This is a genomic window from Fulvivirga sediminis (assembly GCF_016757215.1).
GTDB lineage: Bacteria > Bacteroidota > Bacteroidia > Cytophagales > Cyclobacteriaceae > Fulvivirga > Fulvivirga sediminis.
The window spans coordinates 297,841-322,602 of the sequence record NZ_JAESIY010000003.1 but is presented as its reverse complement, the minus strand read 5'-3'; the positions used below and the strand labels follow the sequence as shown (position 1 = coordinate 322,602).

Here is a 24,762-nt window from a genome sequence, read left to right as displayed (position 1 = left end):
CTAATTACATTAACACATATAAGTTATTATTTCTATTCAGCTATTGGAATAATTTCCTAAAATGAGACTAATTCCCCTGATTAGAAGATGCAAATAGCTCTGTATCAAAGCTTTCATTTCTGGCATTTTTTTTCGTATTTAATATATACCAAACACTATCTTTTTTATGAATATGAATAATTACTTCAAGGGCCTAGGAGGGATTCTGATATTAGGGTTAATTATTGGCTTTTTAGGTTTTCAATATCAACTCGGCAATATCAGAAAGCAGCAGTCTAACTTATCATTAGCTGAGGTGGTAGATGTCGCCAGGACTAAGACCTCAAAAGGAAGACTGGGGCTTGAAAAACTTCAGGATGAAACACAGGCTTTCAAGCAAGCCGAACTGTTTGCTGAAGCTTACGAAATACTAAATTCTGCTTACGAGAAAAAAGATGATTTTTACTTCAAAGATAACGCTAGCTCCCGCCTATTAAAAAGGGCTTGGATAGAATCAAAAGAATTAAACGCGCAATTTTCTGAAGAGGTAGCTTTCAATAAGACTCAAATAGATGACAAAGCCGAAAAACTGACAGGAACCCTAAACAGTCTTAGCGCTTCTTTAACTCAAACGGCCGAAGAACTTGAATCTGCTATTGTAACATGGACCGTAATTTTGATTGTAGCAGAATTACTTTTGTTCATTATTATGGGTGTTTTAGTTTACATCGTGTATAAAGAAAATAAGAAAGCCGCATCCTTGAGCAACAAAAAGCTAACTTCAGAAGAAAACAGAATTGAAAAATTAACTTCTTATGTAGAAGCCATCTCATCTGGAAATTTCAATCACGAAATAGGCCTTGATATTCAAGAAGATAAATTGGCCTACACGCTTTCTCAAATGAAGGATCAAATATTATCAAACTTAGAAGATAATGAAAGGAGAAATTGGGTCAATACCGGTATTGCTGAGTTTGGCGAGATACTAAGAACCGATAATAACCTGAATAGTTTATCTGAAAGAATTGTCAGCAAATTGGTAAGCTATCTAAATGTCAATCAAGGCTTTTTGTTTGTGATAGAAGGTACTGATGGAAACCAATACCTAGAATTAAAATCTGCTTACGCATACGAGCGCAAAAAATTTATGGAGAAGCAGATTTCCAAAGGAGAAGGACTTGTAGGCCAGTGTTGGATTGAGGGGAATACGATATTTATGAAAGAGGTTCCTAAATCATATGTAAAAATCACGTCAGGCTTAGGAGAGGCCCCACCTACTTGCATACTAATAGTACCTTTAAAAGTGCAGGAGGATATATATGGTGTAATAGAACTAGCTTCCTTCCATACCATTAAAGATTATCAGATAGAATTTGTAGAGAAGTTGGCTGAAAGCATTGCTTCCGTAATTTCTGCAGCTCAAATAAACCAAACTACCAAAACACTTCTCGAGGAGACCCAGCAGCAAGCAGAACAACTCAAGTCTCAGGAAGAAGAAATGAGGCAAAACATGGAAGAACTTCAGGCTACTCAAGAAGAAATATCTAGAAAGAGCAGCGAAGTAGAAAGTCGTATGGCTGCAGTGGATGAAAGCGGTATCGCTTCTATAGAATTCGACCTGGATGGAATCATACGTAATGCCAATGAAAATTTCCTGAAAATGATGGACTATACCATGGAGGAAATTGAAGGCAAGCACCACAGAATTTTCGTAGAAAGGGAATACGGTGATTCACCTGAATACCTTCAATTCTGGAAGGATCTCGGAAAAGGAAAGATTCATAATGGAGAATATATTAGGTATGACAAAAATGGTAATAAAGTGTATATACGGGGCAGCTACTCCGTTATAAAAGATAATAAAGGAGAGCCTCAGAGCGTACTAAAGCTTGCCATCAACATAACGGACTCGAAGCTTGCCAATGAAGAGCTTCAGCAACAAGCTGAAGAAATGAAAGCGCAGGAAGAAGAGATGCGACAAAACATGGAAGAACTGTCTGCTACGCAAGAAGAAATAGAACGTATTCTAAAAGAAGTTCAGGATAACCAACAATTTATGAACGACTTGATTAATGCCTCTGCAGACACCATTTTTACTGTTGACAAACAATTAAACCTTCTTATATATAACAGTGTCTTTCGAAATGCATGGGAAAGTCAGGGCATAGAACTGAAAAAAGGTATACCTATTAGTCAGTTTTTTGAAGAGGAAGAACGCGAGAAGCACATGGCATTAATTAAAAAAGCGCTTGAAGGTGTTGGTACTGAAATAAGATCTAGCAAAATAATTGGGGATAAAACTTACTATTTCCATATTATCTATAATGCCATTAAAAATCAGGAAGGTGAGGTAGTGGCGGCAGCTGTATTTGCTAAAGATGTAACTGAAGAAGAGCTTGCCAACATAAAACAAAATGAGCTACTGGCAGAAACTCAGGAACAGGCAGAACAGATGCGAGCTCAAGAAGAAGAGATGCGACAAAACATGGAGGAACTGTCTGCTACACAGGAAGAAGTAGAGAGAATACTGAAAGAGGTGGAAGACAACAGACAATTCATTGCTGACGTTATAGATTCCACTACAGATAATGTATTTACAGTAGACCAAAACCTTAAAGTAGTGATATTCAACAAGGTCTTCAAAAATCTTTGGAACGATCAAGGCGTGCATATAGAAAAAGGCACTCCTATTTCTGACATTTTTGACGAGAAGGAAGTAGAAGGCCATCTAAGTCTAATGAAAAAGGCACTCAGTGGTGAAATGATGGAAGTTAAAGTTGAAAAAATCATCTTTAACAAGACACACTATTTCAATGTAATCTACAGTCCTATCAAAAATGTGGATGATGAAGTAATTGCTGCAGCCATATTTGCAAAAGACATTACAGAAACTGAAGAAGCCAGAATACAACAGAATGAACTTCTAGCAGAAACTCAAGAGCAGGCTGAAGAAATGAGAGCTCAGGAGGAGGAGTTAAGGCAAAACATGGAAGAACTCTCTGCCACTCAGGAAGAAATGGAACGGATTATGGCTGAGGTTCAGAAAAATGAGAAATATCTAAAAGAAGTAATGAACGTAATTCCTGATCCTCTATTTACCATGGATAAAGAGGGAAAAATAGTTCTATTCAACGAACCTTTCAAAGAAATTCTAGCTCAAAATGGCAATAAGGTAGAAGCCGGAAAGAGCTTTATAGATATGCAACATACTGATGATCAGAAAAAAGATATAAGAGACATCATCAATAAGGTGTTTAAAGGAGAAACACTTGATTTCACCATTAAATACAATACGAAACAAGGAGAGATTCACATATATAATTTTTACTGTCCTATTAGGGATATCAAAGATAACATTGTTGGCGTAGCCAATTACTCAAGAGACATTACAGAATTAGTAATGGCTAAAAAGAAATAGTAAAATATTCAATTGATTATTAATCCACTTCCAGCCTTTGGAAGTGGATTTTTTTATTTCTTCTGCTCTAGTAAAACACTATTTTTCTACCTGGGTAGTTGATAATATAGTTTCTCTAACCGACCAAAATAACTTATCTTTGAAAATTAAACCAAAACCACTTTTACCTTTTTAAAGCTATGAAGCTCATTAAGAGTACCTTATTTTTTTTAGCCTTTTCTGTATCTATTGCTATTGCTAAACCAGGCATGGTATACACTTTTAATTTTGAAGCCAGTGTCATCCATGTATCATTAAGATATAACCCCATAGAAAAAAACAGTACCGTTTTTGAATATGGTCATAAACATTCCCATGGCGTAAGTAGTAGCCTTAAAGACCTAGTAAACCTCCAAAGTAATGTAACCTTCAAAACAGACTCTGCGAATAACTCCATCACCTTTTTTCACCCTGCAAACGACATCGTTCTTGTTCAATATGATATCATAAATACACATATTAATGCGCAAAAATCATTAGGTGATGCATATAAACCAATTATCACCGACTCATACATTTTCTCTTTTTCTAACGCTTTATTTCTTAAACCGATATTAAATAACAGACAGTATCATAAAATGAAAATGTCTGTTCAATATACTGCTGCAAAAGCATTTCCTCTTTTTTTTAGTTTTGCCCCTACTCTCCAACCTAAAGAAGAAGTAACTATTAACTTGCACGAAGGTATAAACGGCGTAGTTTGTGGCGCCTCTAATTTGCATATGGAAGAGAGGATAACAGGTGGAACTAAAAATTACATTGTGTTATGTGAGCAATCGGAAGCATCACAGAACCTCCCTAGCTTCATGAACTACATTGACACATTTATACCTACTCTATCTGAATTTTGGGGCAAAACACAGGAGAAAGTCTATACCATAATTGCTTCTCCATTTTTTGATCAAAACCATAATCATATATCAAGCATCGCTTTTAAAGCAGGTTGTCATATAAAATATTCAGGAGACAAAATCCTCACTAACCAAGAGGCAATTATTTCTGTCTCACGCGAAATGATGCAGAAGTTTATCGGATCAGATAATTTGGCTATGAACTCTGATAACCAATGGTTTAACAAAGGATTCACAGATTACAACACCTGGCTTTTACTTAAATACAGTGGCCTTATCTCAGAAATGGATTTAAAGAATACACTCTCTGACACCTATCGTAATCTGCTAAAAAACCCAGCGAGTACCATTCCGAAAAGTGAAATACTAAACCACTCTTGGAATAACCATGAGGATGAAAAATTGCCTTACCAAAGAGGAGCATTGTTTGCTGCTTATATAAATAAGCAAATCTCATCTTTAAATGAAGAAGGCAAGACCTATCAAAGTTTTATGAGAAGCCTTATGAATAGAAGTATTAAAAAAAATAGAGACCTAACCCCTAAGGATTTTCTTAAAGTAGCTTCAAACTACCTTCCTAAAAAAGAAATAGAGCATGCTTTACAGGAATATATCATGGCGGGCCGATTTATTCCACCATCTCAGATATTATAAAAAAAACAGGCTTAGTACCTAAGCCTGTTTTTTTTATAAAGTTCAATTAAACATCAAAAACGATCAATTAAACATACTTGTCGCATCGATCAATTCATTATTAACGGCATTTGAATAGATAGCATAGTTGAAGCCTTTATGAATGGCATAGCCACCATAATTCCCCTTTTTATCCAAAGCCAGGAAGCCTACTTGCAGATTCTCTACATCTTTTAGCTTGTTATAAATACGTTCTACTATTATTTTACATGCCTCTTGAGGGGTGGCGCCCTGCCTCATCACTTCTACCACCATAGCACTGCCCGAAACTCTAATGATAGCTTCACCTAGTCCGGTAGCACAAGCTCCTCCTACTTCATTATCAACAAAAAGACCCGCACCTATAATAGGCGAATCCCCCACCCTTCCGTGCATTTTGTATGAGGCTCCGCTAGTAGTGCAAGCACCAGAAATATCACCTTTTTCATCCAAAGCCAGCATACCTATGGTATCATGATTTTCAATATTAATTACTGGCTGATACTTAGATTCCTTTAGCCAATTTTCATAGTCCTTTTTTGATGCTTCTGTAAGCAGGTTTGTCCTTTCAAAACCTTTCTCTACGGCAAACTGAAGAGCTCCCTCTCCTACCAGCATTACATGTGGAGTATCTTCCATGACTTTTCTTGCCACAGAAATAGGATTAACTATTTCCTCTAAAAAGGCCACTGATCCACAGTTACTATTCTGATCCATAATGCAGGCATCAAGCGTCACTTTACCTTCCCTGTCAGGATACCCTCCCAGACCTACTGTGCGTACTTCCGGGTCACTCTCTGGCACTCTCACTCCCGCTTCCACTGCATCAAGCGCACTTCCTCCATCTTTCAGAAGCTTCCAGGCCGCTGCATTAGCCGCCATTCCGTGATTCCATGTAGAAATAACTACGGGCTTCTTTACTTGCGAGTCATTACCAGCTGCGGCGGCTGTGGCTTCAGTACTATCTTTTTTTTCTGAACTACAGGCTAAAGGCATAAACCCTGCACCTGCCAGACCTATTCCTAGCGAAGACTTCTTTATAAAGTCTCTTCTATTATTCTTCATGCTTTGTTTTAGGTTAATTTTGGAGTATCAATAATATTTAAAGAACAGGGCTTAAAGCCCTGTTCTTTATTAATTCATTTTACAAAACTATTACTTCTCCTCTTCCTTGGGTTTCTCTACAGTAATCTCTGTTACTTTAGCCATTGGCTCTTCGTCTTGAATAACCACTGCTTTTAAAGTAGTCCCTTCATCCAGATACAAAGGCCCTTCATATAACGAAGACTCTTTCGTAGGCTCAGAACCATCTGTAGTATAATACATGTTAGAAAGGCCAAATTGATTTTTCAACGTCACCACCAATTTCTCTGTGCCATCTTTATCTTCTATATCATAGGTAACATAGTAAATACTCTTGGCGTAATTAATACCTCTATATTCATACCTCTTCAACTGATTAGGGATCTTTTTCCTGAATGCCTCCCAATCTTTATTGTCCAATGGAGTCCATAACACCTCTGACAAAGCAGCTACTCTTGGAAAAACAACATACTCGATCATTTCAGAGGTAGGCAGATACTCTGACCACACATTAGCCTGTGCTCCCAAAATATACTTCTTCTCCTCTTCTGATAATACCTCTGGGGTAGGATCATAAGAATATACTTTTTCAAGAGTGGTATAACCAGAAATTTGTAATGGCTCAAACTTAGGATCTCCTTGATAGTGATCGAAATAAACATATCCTCCTGGAGTCATCACTACATAATGTTTTTCTTTAGCAGCAGCAATTCCTCCTTCTTCACCTCTCCATGACATAACAGCTGCATTGGGAGCCAAGCCACCTTCTAAAATCTCGTCCCAACCAATGATCTGACGACCTTTTGAATTTACAAATTTTTCAATTCTGGTAATAAACCAGCTTTGCAGTTCGTGCTCATCTTTAAGTCCAAGCTCTTTTATCTTTTCCTGAACTTTAGAAGATGCTTTCCACTGATCCTTCCAGGCCTCATCGCCACCAATGTGAATGTATTTACTAGGGAACAGTTCCATCACCTCTACCAGTACATTTTGCAAAAACTCAAAGGTTTCATCCTCAACACCATAAATATCAAGAAAAACTCCCCACTCAGTAACTACCTTAGGTCTATTACCAGTTACTCCGACTTCAGGATAAGAAGCTACTGCTGCTGTAGCATGACCAGGTAGTTCTATTTCTGGCACCACAGTTATATGCCTCTCCTTTGCATAAGCTACTACTTCCTTAATTTCTTCTTGAGTATAAAAACCGCCATATCTTTTACCATCAAACTCCGTTGAACCTGCATGACCTACCAATGTCTCATCTCTATAAGCTCCAATCTCAGTAAGTTTGGGGTATTTTTTAATTTCTATTCTCCAGCCCTGATCGTCAGTTAAATGCCAATGAAAAGTATTTAACTTATGCATAGCCATATTGTCAATATACTCTTTCACAAAATCTACTGAGCTGAAATGCCTTGATACATCTAAATGTAGTCCTCTCCATTTATACCTAGGATAATCCTGAATAGAGACTAATGGCACCAACCACTTTTCTCCCTCTACTTTTTCTGTGCTTTCTATAGCCGGAGGTAGCAATTGTTTTAATGTTTGCATACCATAAAAAAGACCAGCATTATCTTTTCCTACAATTGAAATTCCCTTATCATCCACAATAAGCTCATAACCTTCTGCCGGTACGTCAAGGTTTTCATTAACACTAAAAAGAATTCCACCTTCTACATTGCCTTCTGCACTCTCTTCTATTGAAAGTGTAATTCCAGATGCCAAGCTAAATTGATCAGAAAAAGACTTAGCTATCTTCTTAGCCTCTTCATCTTCATTGGCAAATAAAAGCTTTGTATTTTCGTTGATAATAAGAGCGCCCTTTCCCTGTTCTAAACTAACAGGCTCAGGAATAATACTGATGGGGGAGTTATACTCTTCTTGTTTCATTACAGAAGTAGAACAACTGATACTCGTGAATAACACCGCCCAAATTAAAAGTTGTAAAAAGTGATTTCTCATTTCTTTCTTCTTAAAGGGTTGACTAAAACATCAGGTATAAATGTTAAAAATAACATTTCCTGAAAATATGTTAATTATCTTGTGACCAATTTACAAATGTTTGCGCACACATTTTCCAAAATTAAAGATTTTTATTTAAGATTGTAATTAAGAGTCTAATCATACATTCAAACTAAAGGTAATACTATATGAGCAAGAATATAGCGGTGATGCTACTCCTTATTCTGACTGCCCCCTTATTCGTAAGAGCACAGGAAAATAATTTACACGGTATGTCTACAGAATACGACTGGCCGAAGGATCCAAAGGTGCTTGCCAAGCTAGAGAAATGGCAAGATCAGAAGTTCGGTATGATCATACACTGGGGTCTCTATGCGCAAGCCGGAATGGTTGAATCATGGGAACTTACTTCAGAAGACTGGATCAATCGAAAAGATTCTATGACCTACTGCGAATTCAAAGAGTGGTATTGGGGACTGAGCAATGAATTTAATCCTGTAAACTTTGCTCCTGAAAAATGGGCAGAAACCGCTAAAGCGGCAGGCATGAAGTACGTGGTATTCACCACTAAACATCATGATGGTTTCAATATGTTTGATACTCAGCAAACAGATTTTAAAATAACTAATGGCCCTTTCGCTAACCACCCAAAAGCTAATGTAGCGAAGTATGTATTTGAAGCTTTCCGCAATGAAGGCATGATGATTGGCGCCTACTATTCCAAGCCAGACTGGCATTCTCAATACTTCTGGTGGGATAAATATGGCTCTTGGGATCGTAATGTAAATTACAACCTGGCTGCTCACCCTGAGCGTTGGAATAAATTTAAACAATTTGCTTATAATCAAGTAGAAGAGCTTACTTCTGACTATGGCAGCATCGATATACTATGGCTAGATGGAGGCTGGGTAAGACCTGGAAGAATGGTAAGAAATGGAGAACAAAGTATAGACTTGCCCAAAATAGCGGCTATGGCCAGAGAACACCAGCCAGGTCTATTAGTGGTAGATAGAACCGTTCATGGTCCTTATGAAAACTACCAGACTCCTGAAAGAAGCATTCCTGATCACCAGATCAGTAACCCATGGGAAAGCTGTATACCTTTAGCTAATAACTGGGGCTATGTGCCCAATGATGAACTAAAGTCTTCTACCAAGATCATTCATTCACTAGTAGAAATTGTAGCGAAAGGTGGTAGCCTGTTATTAGGAATAGGCCCTAAGCCAGATGGTACGCTTCGAGAAGAGGATGTGACCCGTATGAAACAGATTGGTGCTTGGTTAGACCAAAATGGAAAGGCAATATACAATACTAGAATAACTCCTGAATACAATTATGAAAACGTATTTTTCACAGAAGGAAAAGAAGGCGAAAAATATGCTATCGTAAATATACCAGAAAGTGAAAAAGTGCCCAGCACGGTAATTTGGAAAGGAAATACACCTAAAAAAGGTAGTAAAATAAAAATGCTTAGCAACGGTAAAAAAGTAAACTGGAAACTTAACAAAGGAAAAGTTGAAATCAGTATACCTGAAAAGTTCATTAGCAATAATGACACCTATCCAGCCTTAGCATTTGAATTCATTACAGGAAACTAATTATCCCATGAAAAGAAATAAGTTTGTAGTTATAGCTCTATTGGCACTATCAATAGTAGGCTGCAAAAACAAAAAGGATACTCCAGCACCAGAAGCTGTAGGCCCTGTTCCTACAGCTGAACAGATGGCTTGGCACAAAATGGAGAAAAATGCTTTTATTCACTTTACAATAAACACTTTTACGGATAAGGAATGGGGGTTTGGCGATGAATCTCCTGAGCTTTTCAACCCTACTGACCTTGATGCCGATCAATGGGTAAAGGTACTTAAAGAGACGGGGTTTAAAGGTGTGATTCTTACCTGCAAGCATCATGATGGCTTCTGCTTATGGCCTTCTGAATATACTGAGCACGACATAGCAAGCAGTCCATACAAAAATGGAGAGGGCGACATTGTAAGAGAAGTGTCTGATGCATGTAAAAAATACGGACTTAAGTTTGGTGTATATGTATCACCTTGGGATCGTAACAGGGCAGATTATGGAGACTCTACCTATATCACCTATTACAGAAATCAGCTAAAAGAACTCTTCACCTCTTATGGAGATGTATTTGAGATGTGGTTTGACGGCGCCAACGGTGGTGATGGATACTATGGAGGAGCTAATGAAGAAAGAAAAATAGACCGTAAGACCTATTACCATTGGCCAAAAACATTAGAAATAGTGCGTGAAATGGAGCCTAAGGTTTTGTTCTTTAGTGATGGAGGCCCCGATTTAAGATGGGGAGGCAATGAACTGGCCAGGGCCGGATCAACCAACTGGAATACCATTTCTCCTGATACCATTTACGCGGGTATGTCTGGCATACAAGACCTATTGAATAGAGGATCTGAAAATGGTGACCAATGGGTGCCTTTAGAGGCTAACACTTCCATAAGACCAGGTTGGTTTTATCATGCTAAAGAAGATTCTTTGGTAAAAACTCCAGAGCAATTACTGGATATTTACCTTACCTCTGTTGGTAGAGGCTCGACCCTACTGCTCAATATTCCTCCTGATAAAAGAGGTCTTTTTCATGAAAATGACATTGCTTCACTAAAAGGATGGAATGCACTTCTTAAGAAAGAATTTGCTAATGACCTTACAGAAGGAGCTTCTATCGCAGCCTCATCTGTTCGCGGAGACGAGGAATCATACGCTGCGAGCCTAGTTATTGATGATAACTATGATACTTACTGGGCTACTGATGATGCCGTAAATACAGGTTCTTTAGAAATTGATTTAGGAGAAGCAAAACAAGTAAAGTACATTACTATTCAAGAGTATATTCCTTTAGGTCAGCGTGTTAAGTCTTTTAACGTAGAAGCATGGTCAAATGGAAAATGGGAGGCTATTACTGAAGCCACCACTATTGGTTATAAGAGAATATTAAGACTTGAAGAACCTGTGAATACAGATAAAATCAAAATTAATATAACAGATAGTAAAGCATGTCCCGTTATTAATAATATCGAAATTCACTAAGAAAGAGCTGTGTATATAATGGAATTACACTTTGTTATATACCCAATTAGTTATATATGAGGAAATTAAGGACGTTTATTTTTTTAATGCTCGTTGGTGTGGCTATAGCCCAGACCAATGCTCAAGGAAAAAAGTCTTTCAGAATAGAAGATGGAAGCTTTCAAGTAAATAAAAAGCCTATTCATATCTATAGTGGTGAAATGCATTATAGCCGTATCCCTAAAGAATACTGGAGGCATAGGTTAAGAATGATTAAAGCCATGGGATTAAACACGGTGGCAACTTATGTATTTTGGAATTACCATGAAGTAGAGCCCGGAAAATGGGATTTTAGCACTGGAAACAAAAACCTGGCAGAATACATAAAAACGGCTAAAGAGGAAGGGCTATATGTAATCTTACGACCAGGCCCTTACGTTTGTGCTGAATGGGAATTTGGGGGATACCCTTTCTGGCTGCAAAATAATCCAGAATTGGAGATTAGAGCTAACAATCAGGCCTTTTTAGATTCATGCAAAGTATATCTAGGCAAACTTGCAGAGCAAGTAGCGGATCTACAAGTGAGTAAAGGAGGCAATATTATTATGACTCAGGTAGAAAATGAGTTTGGATCTTACGTTTCTCAAAGACAAGACGTAAGTGCGGAAGATCACCTTGCCTATAGAACAAAAATCTATGAGATGCTTCAAGAAGTAGGATTTGACGGACCATTCTTCACTTCTGATGGAAGCTGGCTATTTGAGGGTGGCGCCATTGATGGTGTATTGCCAACTGCCAACGGAGAAGGAAATGTTAATAATCTAAAAAAGGCTGTAAACAAGTATCATAATGATGAAGGTCCGTATATGGTAGCCGAGTTTTATTCCGGATGGCTAGACCATTGGGCTGAGGACTTCATCACCATAGGAACTGAAAGCCTTACCAATCAGGCTAAAACCTATTTAGAGAATGGTGTGGATTTCAATTTCTATATGGTTCATGGTGGTACTAATTTTGGTTTCACCAGTGGCGCTAATTATAATGATGAACATGATATACAGCCAGACCTAACTAGTTATGACTATAACGCTCCTATAAGCGAAGCAGGCTGGGCAACTCCAAAATACAAAGCCATCAGAGAATTGATGAAGAAACACGTTTCATATGAGGTGCCAACTATTCCTGACCAGATACCAGTTATAGCCATTCCTTCTATTGAAATTTCAAAATCAGCTGATGCACTTAGCTATATTAAAAAGCAGAAACCAGTAAAATCAGAAACTCCTCTTACTTATGAAGAGCTAATGCAGCAATCTGGCTATGTACTTTATAAAAAGAGGTTTACTCAGCCCATTAATGGCAAATTGAAAATAGAAGGCCTTAGAGATTATGCCACAGTATATGTGAATGGAAAGAGGCAAGGCGTATTAAACAGGGTATTCAATAATTATGAAATGGATATCACAATACCCTTTAATGGCACTCTAGAAATTCTAGTTGAAAACATGGGAAGAATTAATTACGGAGCTGAAATAGTGCATAATAAGAAGGGAATAATAAGCCCCGTAACTATTAATGATTATGAAATCACCGGAAACTGGGAAATGTACCAGGCCCCATTTGATGAGGCACCTTCATTAGATAATTTGAAAGAAGCCAAAACTGGTTTACCTGTCATCTATGAAGCCACCTTCAATCTAAAAACAGCAGGAGATACCTTCCTCGATATGACCAATTGGGGTAAAGGAATAGTCTTTGTTAATGGCCATAACCTTGGAAGGTACTGGAAGGTAGGTCCTCAGCAAACACTATATGTACCAGGTTGCTGGCTCAATGAAGGAGACAATACAATAGTCGTTTTCGAGCAGCTTAATGACACTCAACAAAGCGCTATTTCAAGCGTAAAAGAACCCATATTAATGGATTTAAAAGCAGATTAGTCCACCACCTAGAACAGGCCTGTGATCACTTGCAGGCTTGTTATTTTCTTCAATACATTCCATACACGCCACACCTATCCACTTATCTACATAGAGTTCTTTCGATCGTTAGTTGACTCAGATGTGTAAACAATAATTACTTCACTTACATCCCAACAACTCCCCTGTTAGTCTCATACAATACAGCAGTATGGTTTCAAACACAATCACATTTTTTCATTATCTTCTATAAACTAATCTAATGCACATACACGCAATATGATTGATCAATATCATCAATGAAGCGTATTACACAAAGATGCTTTCCTCTCAAAGGCTTAGCGTATGACTGAGCATAAGTATCTCATTAGTTGATACAAGATACACCCCCTCAATCATCACGAGCATAAAAGTACTTCAAAAGTAGAGCCCAATTACAAATAAAAAAAGCCGTGTCCCTACGAGAACACGGCCTTTCAAAAGTTGAAAAATTAACCTATACTATATTGAATTATAGCCTCATTTAATACCAACCACTCGTTGGCTTTAGATTCTCATTTAAGTCCATTTCCTGCTGAGGAATAGGCCATAAATAATCTTTAGAAGGATCGAAAATTCTTGTTTCTACCAATATGTTTTGACCGTAGTCTCCTCTTTCCTGATTAAAGTCATTAAATATTCCATATACTGTTCCAGGCATAACATTTTCTGCTATACGCCATCTACGAATATCAAATAGTCTATGCTCTTCTAAGGCGAACTCTACTCTGCGTTCCCTTCTTATAATCTCCCTTAATTCTGCCGCTGATGTAGTCGTAACAGCCGGCATTTCAACACCTGACCTCTGTCTTACCTGATTAATTGCATCCAAAACAGTACCATCAATCTGACCTGCTTCAATTTTAGCTTCAGCATAAGTAAGTAGAACTTCAGCATATCTAATTAAAACTTCATCGTTATATGATCTAGATCCCCAATCACCCGCAATATCCTGCGCCACATATTTCCTATAATAGTATCCTGTATATGATGCATTATTCTTACCTAAAGCATTAATATTTTCACTGACCGTGTCAGTTACATCAACTACAACGCCATTTACAGTACCTCCAGGAAGTATAACTGTCATCGCCAGCCTTGGGTCTCTATTCTCAAAAGGATTATTTTCATCATATAAAGGAGATGTATCTTTTGTCATACCATCAGTCATCTCATAAGCATCAATCAAGCTTTGTAATGGCACTATTTGGCTCCAACCTCCCACAGCAGGACCACCAACCCAAGTTGCTATAGCATTTCTACTATTAGTTAAATATTGGGCTGCTAATAAAATCTCTGGACTTTGTTTATTTGTTCCATCAAATAATGACAAATAATCTGAGTCAATCGAATAACTTCCCAGTTCGATCACCTCCTCAGCAGCAGCTGCTGCAGAAGGCCAATCACCTTCATATAAAAGAACTCTCGCTTTAATAGCCAACGCCGCTCCTTTAGTTATCCTACCAGTATGACCACTAGGATATGAAACAGGAAGGTATTCTGCTGCTTGAGTCAATTCATCTACAATCCATGTAGCTATTGTCTCTCTTGTACTCAATTCAGGCTTTAATTCTTCCCAACTTTGAACATGATCAACTAACGGAACATCTCCATAAAGCCCTATCAATTGCTGATACGCATAAGCTCTCAATGACATAGCTTCACCTCTTGACACATTCAAAGTGCTATCAGAGCCCTCTACTTGATCAATATTATCTAATACCAAATTAGCCGCTCCAATAATCTTGTAATTCTGCTCCCAAAAATGGGCAAAATATCCGGTAGTGGTTGTTGCCGCACCATTTCCTACATATAAAACATCTGCTGGCCATGTACTCCAAGCATAGCTATCATCAGTAGCGCCAGAAATAAAAGTTCTATAATAATCATCCCTTAAAAATCTGTAAGCTCCGTTAACTGCAGCCTGTACTTCATCTTCGTTTGTCCAGTAGATTTCCTCAAAAAGTTCATCAGTAGGTTGTTCATCTAAGAAATCATCAGTATCGCAGGAACCGAACAGTACTGATACAAATAAAAATGTTATTAATATATTTACTTTATTTTTCATATTTCTGGTTCTTAAAAGTTTACATTCACTCCAAAAGTATAAACCTTAACTTGTGGATAATAACGAGTGTCATTAGGAGCTTCTGGATCTATTCCATCTTCTAGTCCTGTGAATGTCAATAAGTTTTGACCACTAACAAATAAACTAACATGAGAAATATTTACTCTCTCCAACCAGGTAGATGGTAACCTATAGTTAAGTCTAACATTTTTTAATCTTAAATAGGCTCCGCTTTTCACCCAATAAGAAGATGATTGATAGTTTTGATCACTTGTAACTAATCTTGGATATTCTGCACCTGTATTTTCAGGAGTCCAGCTATCTTCATGGATACCTCTAAAGTTTCCATCACTATTAACAGGAGCTTCTAAAATAGGCATTGTATTTATATCTACCTTTGCAACCCCTTGTAAAAACGCGGAGAAAGAGAAGTTTTTATATTCTGCTCCCAAATTTATACCATAAGTATATCGCGGAATATTACTACCTAAATAAACTCTATCTTCGGAGTTAATTACTCCATCTTCTTCTACGTCTCTATAAATTAAATCTCCTGCTCCAATAGTGCCACCTGGCTGCGAAGCGTGAGCATCAACTTCAGCCTGTGATTGAAATATACCATCAGAGATATATCCATAGTAAGCACCAATAGGATCTCCGACTTGATATGAAGTTACGATTCCGTTACCATCAGTAGCTAAATAATCAGTACCTCTCATATCAGTTACTTCATTTTTCACATCAGCAATATTACCACCTACAGTATAAGTAAAGTCACTTCCAACAGTGCCATGATAATTCACAGCGAATTCCCATCCTTCATTTCTAATGCTACCTGCATTCTGAAAAGGTTCAGTAAACCCTAAGGAATTAGTTAAAGGCAATTGCAATAAGATATCATCAGTAGTTTTTACATAATAATCAAAAGTAGCATCAATTTTTCCATTTAAAACAACTAGGTCGATACCAAAATCAGTCATTTGAGTAGTTTCCCATGTAAGGAATTGATTAGGATAATTTGATAACGATGCTGTCTGAGTTAGTGAACCACCAAAAGGATAACTACTTAATGCAATTGTTGATTGATATGGGTAATAATCCAAACTTCCACTACCATCTAAAGTATTATCATTTCCTAATTTACCCCATGAACCACGAAGTTTCAACTCATCAATAAAAGTCACATCCTTCATGAATGCTTCTCTAGAAATAAGCCATCCTGCAGAAAATGAAGGGAATGTGCCCCACTTTTGTCCATCTGCAAACCTTGAAGAACCATCTCTTCTTATATTTGCTTCAAGTAAATATCTATCTTTATATGAATAGTTTATTCTTCCAAAATACGACTGTAAAGCATATCTGTATGCTGTACCTGTAGCACTTTGACCTTCCGCTTCACCGGCATTTAATTGTTCTAAATCAGTACTAGGTATATTTCTACGATAACCAACTAAGTTATCTGTTCTTCTAGTTAATCTTGAAATACCGCCAAGTACCTGAATTGAATGTTCTCCAAAAGTCTTTTTGTAATTCAACAAACCCTGAATATTAGTAAACCAAAAATCAACAGAAGTTTTATATACCTCATTCATTCCATAGCTACTAGTGCCATACCATAATTTTTTGTTATGTTGACTATTATATTGTGAGCTATTATTAATAGATGCCAAACCACTAACTGTTAAACCTTCTATAATTTCATAATCAGCTCGAAAATTACCCATATAAAGATTTTCCTTATATTCATATAATCCTCCTTCTTCTTGAAGACGCAATGCGTTATGTTGCCCTCTTACAAGTACCCATTCACCATCAGAATTTTTGATTGGACTTAAAGGGTTAGTAATTGCTGCTTGTCCAAATTGATACCAAGCAGAACCTTCTTGACCTTGAGGCTCACTACGATCCGAAATTTTGGCTGAAATATCAGCATTGAATTTCAGCTTATCAGTTAAATTAATATCAGTGTTTAATCTAACGGTAATTCTATCAAAATCCATATTTTCTACTAAACCCTTTTGATCAAAATAATTAGTAGAGAAACGATATTTAATGTTTTCTGCACCACCCGCAATACCTAAACTATGGCTTTGTTGAAAACCGCTACCACTCAAGACCTCTTCAAACCAATTTACATCAGGATTTTCATAAACATTTCTATTTGGATCATTATAGGCATTTATTTGAGCTTGGGAATAAAAATCACTACCTCCAGAATTATTATTTCTGAGATTGATTAACTCCATATACTTTTGCGCACCTACATAATCAGGTAATTTTGTAGGTCTTTGCCACCCAAAATAGTTGTTATAAGATATTTTTGGAGCGCCTTTTTCTCCTCTCCTGGTAGTAATTAATATAACACCATTTGCAGCTCTAACTCCGTATATCGATGAAGCAGCAGCATCTTTCAAAACTGATACTGACTCAATGTCGTTAGGATCAATATCATTGATATCGTATTGAACACCATCAACCAAAACTAATGGTGCATTGTCATTAAATGTACCAATACCTCTTATACGGATAGTTCCTTGGTCAGCACCAGGTTGGCCGCTACTCTGTGTCACTGTGACACCTGGAGAGACACCTTGTAGCGCCGTAGAAACCTGACCGACAGGACGTGTAACAATAGTTTTAGCCTCAATAGATGCTACTGCACCTGTCAGGTTTTCCTTTTTTTGCTCTCCGTACCCTACCACTACAATTTCTAGCAGTTCTGTAATATCTTCTTCAAGAGTCACAGAAAAATCCGTTTGATTTCCTACGCTAATTTCTCTCCTGGTGAACCCTACAAAAGAAAATACGAGGATGTCATCAGGAGATGCCTCTAATGCAAAACGACCTGTACCATCTGTAATGGTTCCTGTTGAGGTGCCTTTTAACATAACGGTAACCCCTGGAAGAGGGTCCCCAGTAGTTTCTTCTAATACAGTTCCACTTATTGGACTTTGAGCCTGCGCCTGATTAAACACTACTAAAAGTACCATTAACAGGAACTGCATGATTAATTTCTCTGCTTTTAAAGTTGCCTTTAAAGCAGTCTTTGTTAAACTCAAAACATTTAACGAATTGAGCTGATTGCTGTAATCGTGCTTCATAACATGTTAATAAATTTTAAAAAATGATAGACATAAAAGTCTGCTTCACTCCTAAGGGGAAATAAAGCCACCAACTATAGTATTACCCCCTTTTATTCTAAAAAATGATCAAACTATATCTGATCTTGTATGAATAATATTTGAAGAACACCTAACTGGCCATCAAACTAAACACGATATTTTCTAAAAACAAAATTAATTCTATTATTTGTGTGCGCGCACAATAAATTTGTTTGCGCGCACATAAAAATGTAATTTATATTAAGTCTTGATAATTAACAATATCATTAAAGGTAAACACCACAAAATCTACTAGTTAGGTTAGTGCATGGGCATAAAAAAAAGGCTGCCATAAGGCAGCCTTTTTAGTTTAATATGAATGTTAATTTAGAATTACTTCACATCCCACCATACTCTCGTAGCTCCATTATCCGGGCCACCTAAAAGATTGATGGCGGCTTTCACCTCTTCAGCATTAGAAGTAGTTTCACTATCTAAATAGGTTAATCTTTTCATTAATCCTCTGCCCACATCTGGGTTATCAGTATTTAACAATGGATACAAAATATTAGCATCAGTTCTTCTAAGATCAGCCCAAGTCTCCCAAGACTCTGGGAATAATGCCAAGTATTTCTGAACCGCAATTTGAGTTCTCTGATCTTGCTCACTAGCAGCCCAGCTCACCGCTACTTTGACTGGAGGATTGGTATCTAATCCATTCTGAGCATAGGCATCTACCAAATCAGGTTTCACAGGTACAGAACTTCCTGTAATATAGTTATCTATTGTAGTTTGATCTTTCACCTGCCACTGTTCGAGTGACAAGCTAATTCCTTGCTCATAGTAGTTTTGGGCTGTATTGGTTACATTCCAACCATTAAGCGCTGCCTCTGCCAAGTTAAAATAAGTTTCAGAAGTAAGCATAACTTCGATAGGTTTAGTAGCAAATAATTGATCTCCAAAAGTAGCATTATTAACGAAACTCAACGTTGAATCATTCCATGCTCTAGTCACACCTCTTCCATTAGGCTGACCAGTGTAAGTTTCCTTAAGAGAGGGCGCAAACCAGATCTCCATCCTCGGATCATTATAGCCTTTCAACAAACTCTCCATTGAGCTCGTCATTACAAAACCCCATGCTGGAGCTATTTTTACAAAGTTATTATCTGTATACTGACTTACTTTAAAAAAAGCAGCATCACCATTTGATTGCATAACACCTGCATTTATAGCCGCTTCAGCCTCAACTTTCGCTTTGGCAGGATCTACATCAGAGATCCTTAAAGCCAATCTCAGCCTCAATGAATTGCCAAATTTTCTCCACTTAGCTATATCTCCGTCATAAATACGATCATAAGATGCAAAAATACCCACTGTACTTTCACTAGTTGAGCTAAGTGTTTTCTCAGCAGAAGCTAATAAATTGAAGAAATCATCATACATCTTCTGCTGTGAGTCATAAGCCACTGAAGACTTTCCATTACCAGCCTCAGAATAAGGTACTGGCCCCCACTCATCTGTCATTTGATGAAAAATAAACACCTTCCAAATATCCAATACTGCTATCGCTTCTGCATTACCCTCAGCACTCTCATAAGCAATATTCAAAGAAGGTAATGCTTGAGTATAGAACCTTAACCAACCTCTATTCACCCATCCATCATTTATGCCATTCCTTTCTGTGGCAAAAGTACTACTCGTAGTTGACAGATAATGCACAAAGGTCATAGACTGCAACATAGTAATGAGACCATAAGTACCCTGATCATCATACACACCTGTATTAGACCCCTGATGAATACCTTTATAAAGAACATTGGCAAATGCAGGACCTGCCATGGTAGCATCTATTTGCTCTTCGGTTAATGTATTAGGATCCTGATTCATTTCATCAAAGTCATCTGTACACGATATGCATAGCACAAGTACAAATGATAAAATATAATATAGTTTCTTTAATTTCATTTCGATTTTTTTAGAAATTCAACTTTACATTAAATCCATAGTTTCTAACTGCAGGCAAATTAAAAGACTCAATACCTTGCAAATTACCTACTCCAACTCCTTGTTCAGGATCAAAATATTCCGCTTTATTTACGATGAAAAATAAATTTCTTCCTACCAGAGAAATTGTTGCTGCAGAAAACGGAGTAGATTGCAAAATAGAGCTAGGAAGTGAATAACCTAGAATAACCTCTCTTAACCTAATATTGGTAGCATCATAAATAAACTCTTCACCAATAGGATCCCTTTGCCCTACCTTTGTCCAATACTCCTCAGCTGTTACCTTTGTAGAATTTTTTGACGTAGTGCCGTCATCGTTGACAATAACTCCATCTACAATAAAGCCATCTCTACCTGCCAAGGTTCTATCACTTACACCTAAGCCAGCGGTTCTAGCTTGTGTATATGAAAGCACTTCACCACCAATCCTGAAATCCACTAAAAAGCTTAGTGAAAAGTTCTTATAAGACAATCTATTCTGAAGACCAGCAGTCCAATCTGGCGTAAAATTCCCAGCTTTAATATCAAAACCTGGTGTCGACATAGGTAATCCATCTTCCCCAACTAGCACTTTTCCATTTTCAGTCTTTTGAAATCCTTTAATATACAGATCTCCATATTCTCCACCTTTAGTTAGTTTTGTTATAACAAACCTTTCTCCTCCTGCTCGCAGAATCAACTCATCTTGCCCTTCTCTAATATTCACGATTTCAGTAGTATATGTTGAAAAATTGGCAGTCATATCCCAAGTAACTGCTCTATTTTCAATAACTGATCCATTAAGCACCACTTCAACTCCCTTATTCTCAACTTCTCCCCCGTTTACTACCTCTTCAGAATATCCAGATGATTCAGGTAGATTCACCGTAAAGATCTGATCCTTAGTGTTTGTTTTGAAGTACGTAATATCGACTCCAATACGATTATTGAAAAATCTTGCATCTAAGCCAAATTCTAACGAAGAAGATATTTCAGGCTTCAGATTTGGGTTCAACTTGAGTGGATTAGCTGCTATAAGCCCGGCATTAGCTCCATTATAAATATATGATTGATATATTCTATATGGATCTGTATCATTACCTACCTGAGCATATGATGCTCTTGCTTTAAGGAAAGTCAAAACATCTGACTGAATATCGAACATGTCAGTAAATACACCTGTTAACCCTACAGAAGGGTAGAAAAATGATCTATTATCTGCAGGCAATGCTGACGACCAGTCATTTCTCCCTGTAACATCTAAGAAAAGATAATTCATAAACCCTATCCTAGCCGATCCATAGACTGAGTTTATCTTCTTTTCAAAAACATTAGGAGTAACCGTGTTAGTTCTTAGGTTACGTAATGAGAAATAGTTCCTTTTTGAAAGAGAACCTTCAACTGTTGTATATGTTCTATCTTGGTAAAGTGCATTGGCTCCTGCGCTTATATTCACAGAGAAGTTACCAAAAGATTTATCATAAGTGATTAACACATCTGTATTAAGCTCCTTTTTCAATCCTTGTGTTTCAGAGATACTTCCATGATCATCACCCATAGCTGACTTTGAAGCATATCTAGCTTGTCTAGTATTATCAGTGCTTTGATCTATACCAACCCTACCTTGAATATTTAAATTGTCTATTATGTTATAGCTCAATGATGCCATTCCAATAAAACGATTTCTTTCATCTGTTCTAGGTCTCATTCTAGCCATCCAAAATGGGTTATTGGTAGCCCCTGTTTCTTCTGCTTTAGGAAAATATTGTCTTATTTCTCCTAATTCATCGTAATAAGAGTAATTTTTATATTGGTCGTAAGGCATACTTCTAGGCAAAGCATAAACAGCTTCTCCTACAGAATTTTCACCTGTATTAAGGACATTTTCAACTTTTTGCTGAATGTAATTAGCTTTAACATCCAATTTAAATTTATCAGAAAGATCTCCAGTCAATCTTACAGTGGCATTATGCCTATCCAATTCATTGCCTGTCACAATACCCTCTGCCTCTGTATTGGTATAAGAAAAATATCCCTGAAATTTATCATTACCAGTATTAACGCTAATCGTTTTTGCCCAGTTATAACCTGTTTTGAAAAAATCCATAACATTATCGGGTTGTGGAGTAAAACTATAGGTTTTCGGACCATTGTAGTTAGGATTTAAAGAAAGCTGCCATGACTCTACAGACTGACCTTGCATCTTCGGCCCCCAACTAGTCTGCGAAGTAGGATCATAAGTACCCTCAGCACCTTGACCATACTCATCTTGAAGATTCATCATATCGTACGCCTTAGAAATCATCAGGTTAGAAGATACTGTAACTTTGGCACCTCTTGTTTTCTTTCCACTTTTAGTGGTGATTATAATAACACCATTACTAGCTCTGGTTCCATATAGCGCTGCCGCTGATGGTCCCTTGAGCACAGACATAGACTCTATATCTTCCGGATTAAGGTTAGATATACCATCAAAAGTAGTAGTCCCGCCTATATCTGCCCTAGCTGTATTTTGTATGGAATTATCGATAGGAACACCATCCACTACATATAAAGGCTGGTTATTCCCTGTTAGGGATCTATTACCTCTAAGAGTGATCCTGGATGAACTCCCTACACCTGCACCAGTGGTTGAAAAGTTAAGTCCTGCTACTTTTCCTGAAAGGGAATTCGCTACGTTAAGAGATCGTGCTTCAGAAAGCTCTTCTGTTGAAACATTCTGAGCAGAGTAAGTAATCTCCTTCTTTTCACGCTTTACACCAAACGCAGTGATTACCACCTCTTGCAACTCTTGCGTGTCTTGCTTTAATGATACCGTAATATTAGTTTGTGTACCTACAAGCACTTCTTCCTGAGCAAAGCCCACAAAAGAAAAAACTAATATGTCTTCCGCATTAGCAGAAATTGAAAAAGAACCGTTCCCATCTGTAATTGTTCCGGAACCGCTACCTTTTATGATTACTGTAACACCCGGAAGTGTATCTCCGGTGTCCTCCTCGGTCACTGTACCTGTTACTGTTTGTTGAGCATAAGCACTACTGATGCCTATGAAAAACAACAGAACAAGAGATTGTAAAAAAATCCATTTTGACCCTCTGCATCTGCCTTCATTACCTCCGCAATGAAAAAGACGCTCCTGTCTTTTGCTGTAGTTTTGCTTCATAAAGAATATAGTTTAAATAAAAAAAACACCTACTAAAGAAAAAAATATTAAAAGCATTACAAAACTAAGATAATGCCAACGCTTCTATCCATTCTTTTAAAAATCTCATACCGCTGTGATCATTAAAGGAAATTCTAAATAAATAGATAAGATAGACAACTACTTTAAATTTCTCTCAAATTAATTACATCTCCAATAATATCAAAATTTTTTATTTATTTAGTGTCCGCACACAATTTATTTGTTTGCGAAAACACCAGTAAGACAAAAGATTTATTAATTTTATTGTTATTCAAGGGAAGAAGAAGATTTTTAGCATCAAATGATAAAATTTATTAATTAATTTTGGTTGGCTTAATATCTCACTAATGAAGAACCAAAGAAACATCAGGATAAAAGACATTGCTAAGATGGCAGGTGTATCAGTAGGAACGGTAGATCGTGTTATCCATAGAAGAGGCAGAGTATCTGAAGAAGCTCGTAAAAAAGTGGAAAAGATTCTCAACCAAACTGGCTACCAACCTAATTTGCTAGCACGTACCCTGGGGTCTAATAAAACCCTAAGACTGGTAGCTCTTACTCCTGACCCTGATCAGGATGACTACTGGGCACTATCTAATTCTGGCATAGAACAGGCGGTTGATGAGTGGTCTCAATACAGTGTAGAAATAATAGCAAAGCATTTTGACCTTTATAACAGCAATGATTTTTCAAAAACCATAGCTGAAGTAATGACACTTGAACCTGATGGTGTACTAATTGCTCCAATTTTCTTCAGAGAATCTGAAGAGTTATTTAAAGCACTTAAAAAGCAAGGGGTCCCTTATGTGCTATTCAATACTAAGATTGCTAATTCATCATCTATGTGTTTCATTGGTCAGGATCTTTATCAAAGCGGACGAGTAGCAGCCGAACTACTAGATTTAGGAAAAAGCGATAAAAACAAAATAGCTATTCTGCACCTTTATGAAGATGTGGAAAACTCCATACACCTAAAGGATAAAGAGGCAGGGATGAGAGATTATTTCAATGAACTGGATAATCCTTATGAAATTATTCGTTTTGGTTTAAGTGACCCTGAACACCCTGCTTTCAAAATAGAACTGAAGCACCTGATTAAAGATGATGACATTCATGGTATATTTATAACTACCTCAAAAGGTACTTATAAAACAGCATCTCTTCTCGAAGAATTAAAAAAGGATGACATCAGATTAGTAGGTTATGATTTACTTAATGAAAATATAGAATATTTGAGAAAAGGTACAATCGACTTTTTAATCAATCAAAGCCCTAACCGACAGGCTAGCGTGGGAATTTCCTACTTGGCCAACCTTTTATTATTTAAGAAGGAGCCTCCACATGAGGAGCTTTTTCCTTTAGAGATAATAACCAGACAGAATCTGGACTCTTATGTAAGATCTAAAATTCATTAAA

12 protein-coding genes are annotated in these 24,762 nt (G+C 37.2%); 6 read left to right on the top strand and 6 right to left on the bottom strand.

Translation table 11 applies throughout. The features are described from left to right. The first annotated feature begins 166 nt into the window (after positions 1-166). Entirely contained in the window at positions 167-3,397 is a 3,231-nt protein-coding gene (locus JL102_RS07100; protein ID WP_202243566.1) for a PAS domain S-box protein, read from the top strand. A 179-nt stretch (positions 3,398-3,576) separates the two neighbouring features. Beyond that, the gene (locus JL102_RS07095; protein WP_202243565.1) at positions 3,577-4,941 is read left to right on the top strand and encodes a hypothetical protein; all 1,365 of its coding nucleotides are present in this window, start codon (positions 3,577-3,579) and stop codon (positions 4,939-4,941) included. 63 nt (positions 4,942-5,004) lie between these two features. Here JL102_RS07095 and JL102_RS07090 read toward each other — a convergent pair whose 3' ends face one another. Further along, complete coding sequence (locus tag JL102_RS07090) at positions 5,005-6,024, bottom strand: isoaspartyl peptidase/L-asparaginase family protein (protein ID WP_237390465.1); 1,020 nt, start codon at positions 6,022-6,024, stop codon at positions 5,005-5,007. Between the two features lie 90 nt (positions 6,025-6,114). Continuing rightward, positions 6,115-8,010: a beta-N-acetylhexosaminidase gene (locus tag JL102_RS07085; RefSeq protein WP_202243564.1), complete on the bottom strand. Its 1,896-nt coding sequence runs from the start codon at positions 8,008-8,010 to the stop codon at positions 6,115-6,117. 188 nt (positions 8,011-8,198) lie between these two features. Here JL102_RS07085 and JL102_RS07080 point away from each other — a divergent pair, with 188 nt between their 5' ends. Genes JL102_RS07080 through JL102_RS07070 form a run of 3 tightly spaced genes read left to right on the top strand, consistent with a single transcriptional unit; the run spans position 8,199 to position 12,992 of the window. Next, positions 8,199-9,608: an alpha-L-fucosidase gene (locus JL102_RS07080; protein WP_202243563.1), complete on the top strand. Its 1,410-nt coding sequence runs from the start codon at positions 8,199-8,201 to the stop codon at positions 9,606-9,608. Between the two features lie 7 nt (positions 9,609-9,615). Next, positions 9,616-11,073 carry an alpha-L-fucosidase gene (locus JL102_RS07075; protein WP_202243562.1) on the top strand — a complete coding sequence of 486 codons (1,458 nt, stop codon included), beginning with the start codon at positions 9,616-9,618 and terminating at the stop codon, positions 11,071-11,073. A 56-nt stretch (positions 11,074-11,129) separates the two neighbouring features. After that, positions 11,130-12,992 (top strand): glycoside hydrolase family 35 protein, encoded by a 1,863-nt coding sequence (locus tag JL102_RS07070; protein ID WP_202243561.1) that lies wholly within the window; start codon positions 11,130-11,132, stop codon positions 12,990-12,992. Positions 12,993-13,494: 502 nt separating this feature from the next. On the opposite strand, the gene JL102_RS07065 is transcribed toward JL102_RS07070, so the two are convergent. From JL102_RS07065 to JL102_RS07050, 4 genes are all read right to left on the bottom strand, one after another. Beyond that, positions 13,495-15,078, bottom strand: a complete 1,584-nt coding sequence (locus JL102_RS07065) for a RagB/SusD family nutrient uptake outer membrane protein (protein WP_202243560.1) — start codon at positions 15,076-15,078, stop codon at positions 13,495-13,497. An 11-nt stretch (positions 15,079-15,089) separates the two neighbouring features. Beyond that, entirely contained in the window at positions 15,090-18,179 is a 3,090-nt protein-coding gene (locus tag JL102_RS07060) for a SusC/RagA family TonB-linked outer membrane protein (protein WP_202243559.1), read from the bottom strand. 393 nt (positions 18,180-18,572) lie between these two features. Then, positions 18,573-20,144 carry a SusD/RagB family nutrient-binding outer membrane lipoprotein gene (locus tag JL102_RS07055; protein WP_202243558.1) on the bottom strand — a complete coding sequence of 524 codons (1,572 nt, stop codon included), beginning with the start codon at positions 20,142-20,144 and terminating at the stop codon, positions 18,573-18,575. Between the two features lie 10 nt (positions 20,145-20,154). After that, entirely contained in the window at positions 20,155-23,325 is a 3,171-nt protein-coding gene (locus tag JL102_RS07050; RefSeq protein ID WP_202243557.1) for a SusC/RagA family TonB-linked outer membrane protein, read from the bottom strand. Positions 23,326-23,693: 368 nt separating this feature from the next. Here JL102_RS07050 and JL102_RS07045 point away from each other — a divergent pair, with 368 nt between their 5' ends. After that, positions 23,694-24,761 (top strand): LacI family DNA-binding transcriptional regulator, encoded by a 1,068-nt coding sequence (locus tag JL102_RS07045; protein ID WP_202243556.1) that lies wholly within the window; start codon positions 23,694-23,696, stop codon positions 24,759-24,761. The last annotated feature ends 1 nt before the right edge of the window (position 24,762 follow it).

Excerpts from the sequence above, each read along its gene's own strand:
- JL102_RS07100 (WP_202243566.1), top strand. The coding sequence starts at position 167 with ATGAATATGAATAATTACTTCAAGGGCCTAGGAGGGATTCTGATATTA.
- JL102_RS07095 (WP_202243565.1), top strand. The coding sequence starts at position 3,577 with ATGAAGCTCATTAAGAGTACCTTATTTTTTTTAGCCTTTTCTGTATCT.
- JL102_RS07090 (WP_237390465.1), bottom strand. The coding sequence starts at position 6,024 with ATGAAGAATAATAGAAGAGACTTTATAAAGAAGTCTTCGCTAGGAATA.
- JL102_RS07085 (WP_202243564.1), bottom strand. The coding sequence starts at position 8,010 with ATGAGAAATCACTTTTTACAACTTTTAATTTGGGCGGTGTTATTCACG.
- JL102_RS07080 (WP_202243563.1), top strand. The coding sequence starts at position 8,199 with ATGAGCAAGAATATAGCGGTGATGCTACTCCTTATTCTGACTGCCCCC.
- JL102_RS07075 (WP_202243562.1), top strand. The coding sequence starts at position 9,616 with ATGAAAAGAAATAAGTTTGTAGTTATAGCTCTATTGGCACTATCAATA.
- JL102_RS07070 (WP_202243561.1), top strand. The coding sequence starts at position 11,130 with ATGAGGAAATTAAGGACGTTTATTTTTTTAATGCTCGTTGGTGTGGCT.
- JL102_RS07065 (WP_202243560.1), bottom strand. The coding sequence starts at position 15,078 with ATGAAAAATAAAGTAAATATATTAATAACATTTTTATTTGTATCAGTA.
- JL102_RS07060 (WP_202243559.1), bottom strand. The coding sequence starts at position 18,179 with ATGAAGCACGATTACAGCAATCAGCTCAATTCGTTAAATGTTTTGAGT.
- JL102_RS07055 (WP_202243558.1), bottom strand. The coding sequence starts at position 20,144 with ATGAAATTAAAGAAACTATATTATATTTTATCATTTGTACTTGTGCTA.
- JL102_RS07050 (WP_202243557.1), bottom strand. The coding sequence starts at position 23,325 with ATGAAGCAAAACTACAGCAAAAGACAGGAGCGTCTTTTTCATTGCGGA.
- JL102_RS07045 (WP_202243556.1), top strand. The coding sequence starts at position 23,694 with ATGAAGAACCAAAGAAACATCAGGATAAAAGACATTGCTAAGATGGCA.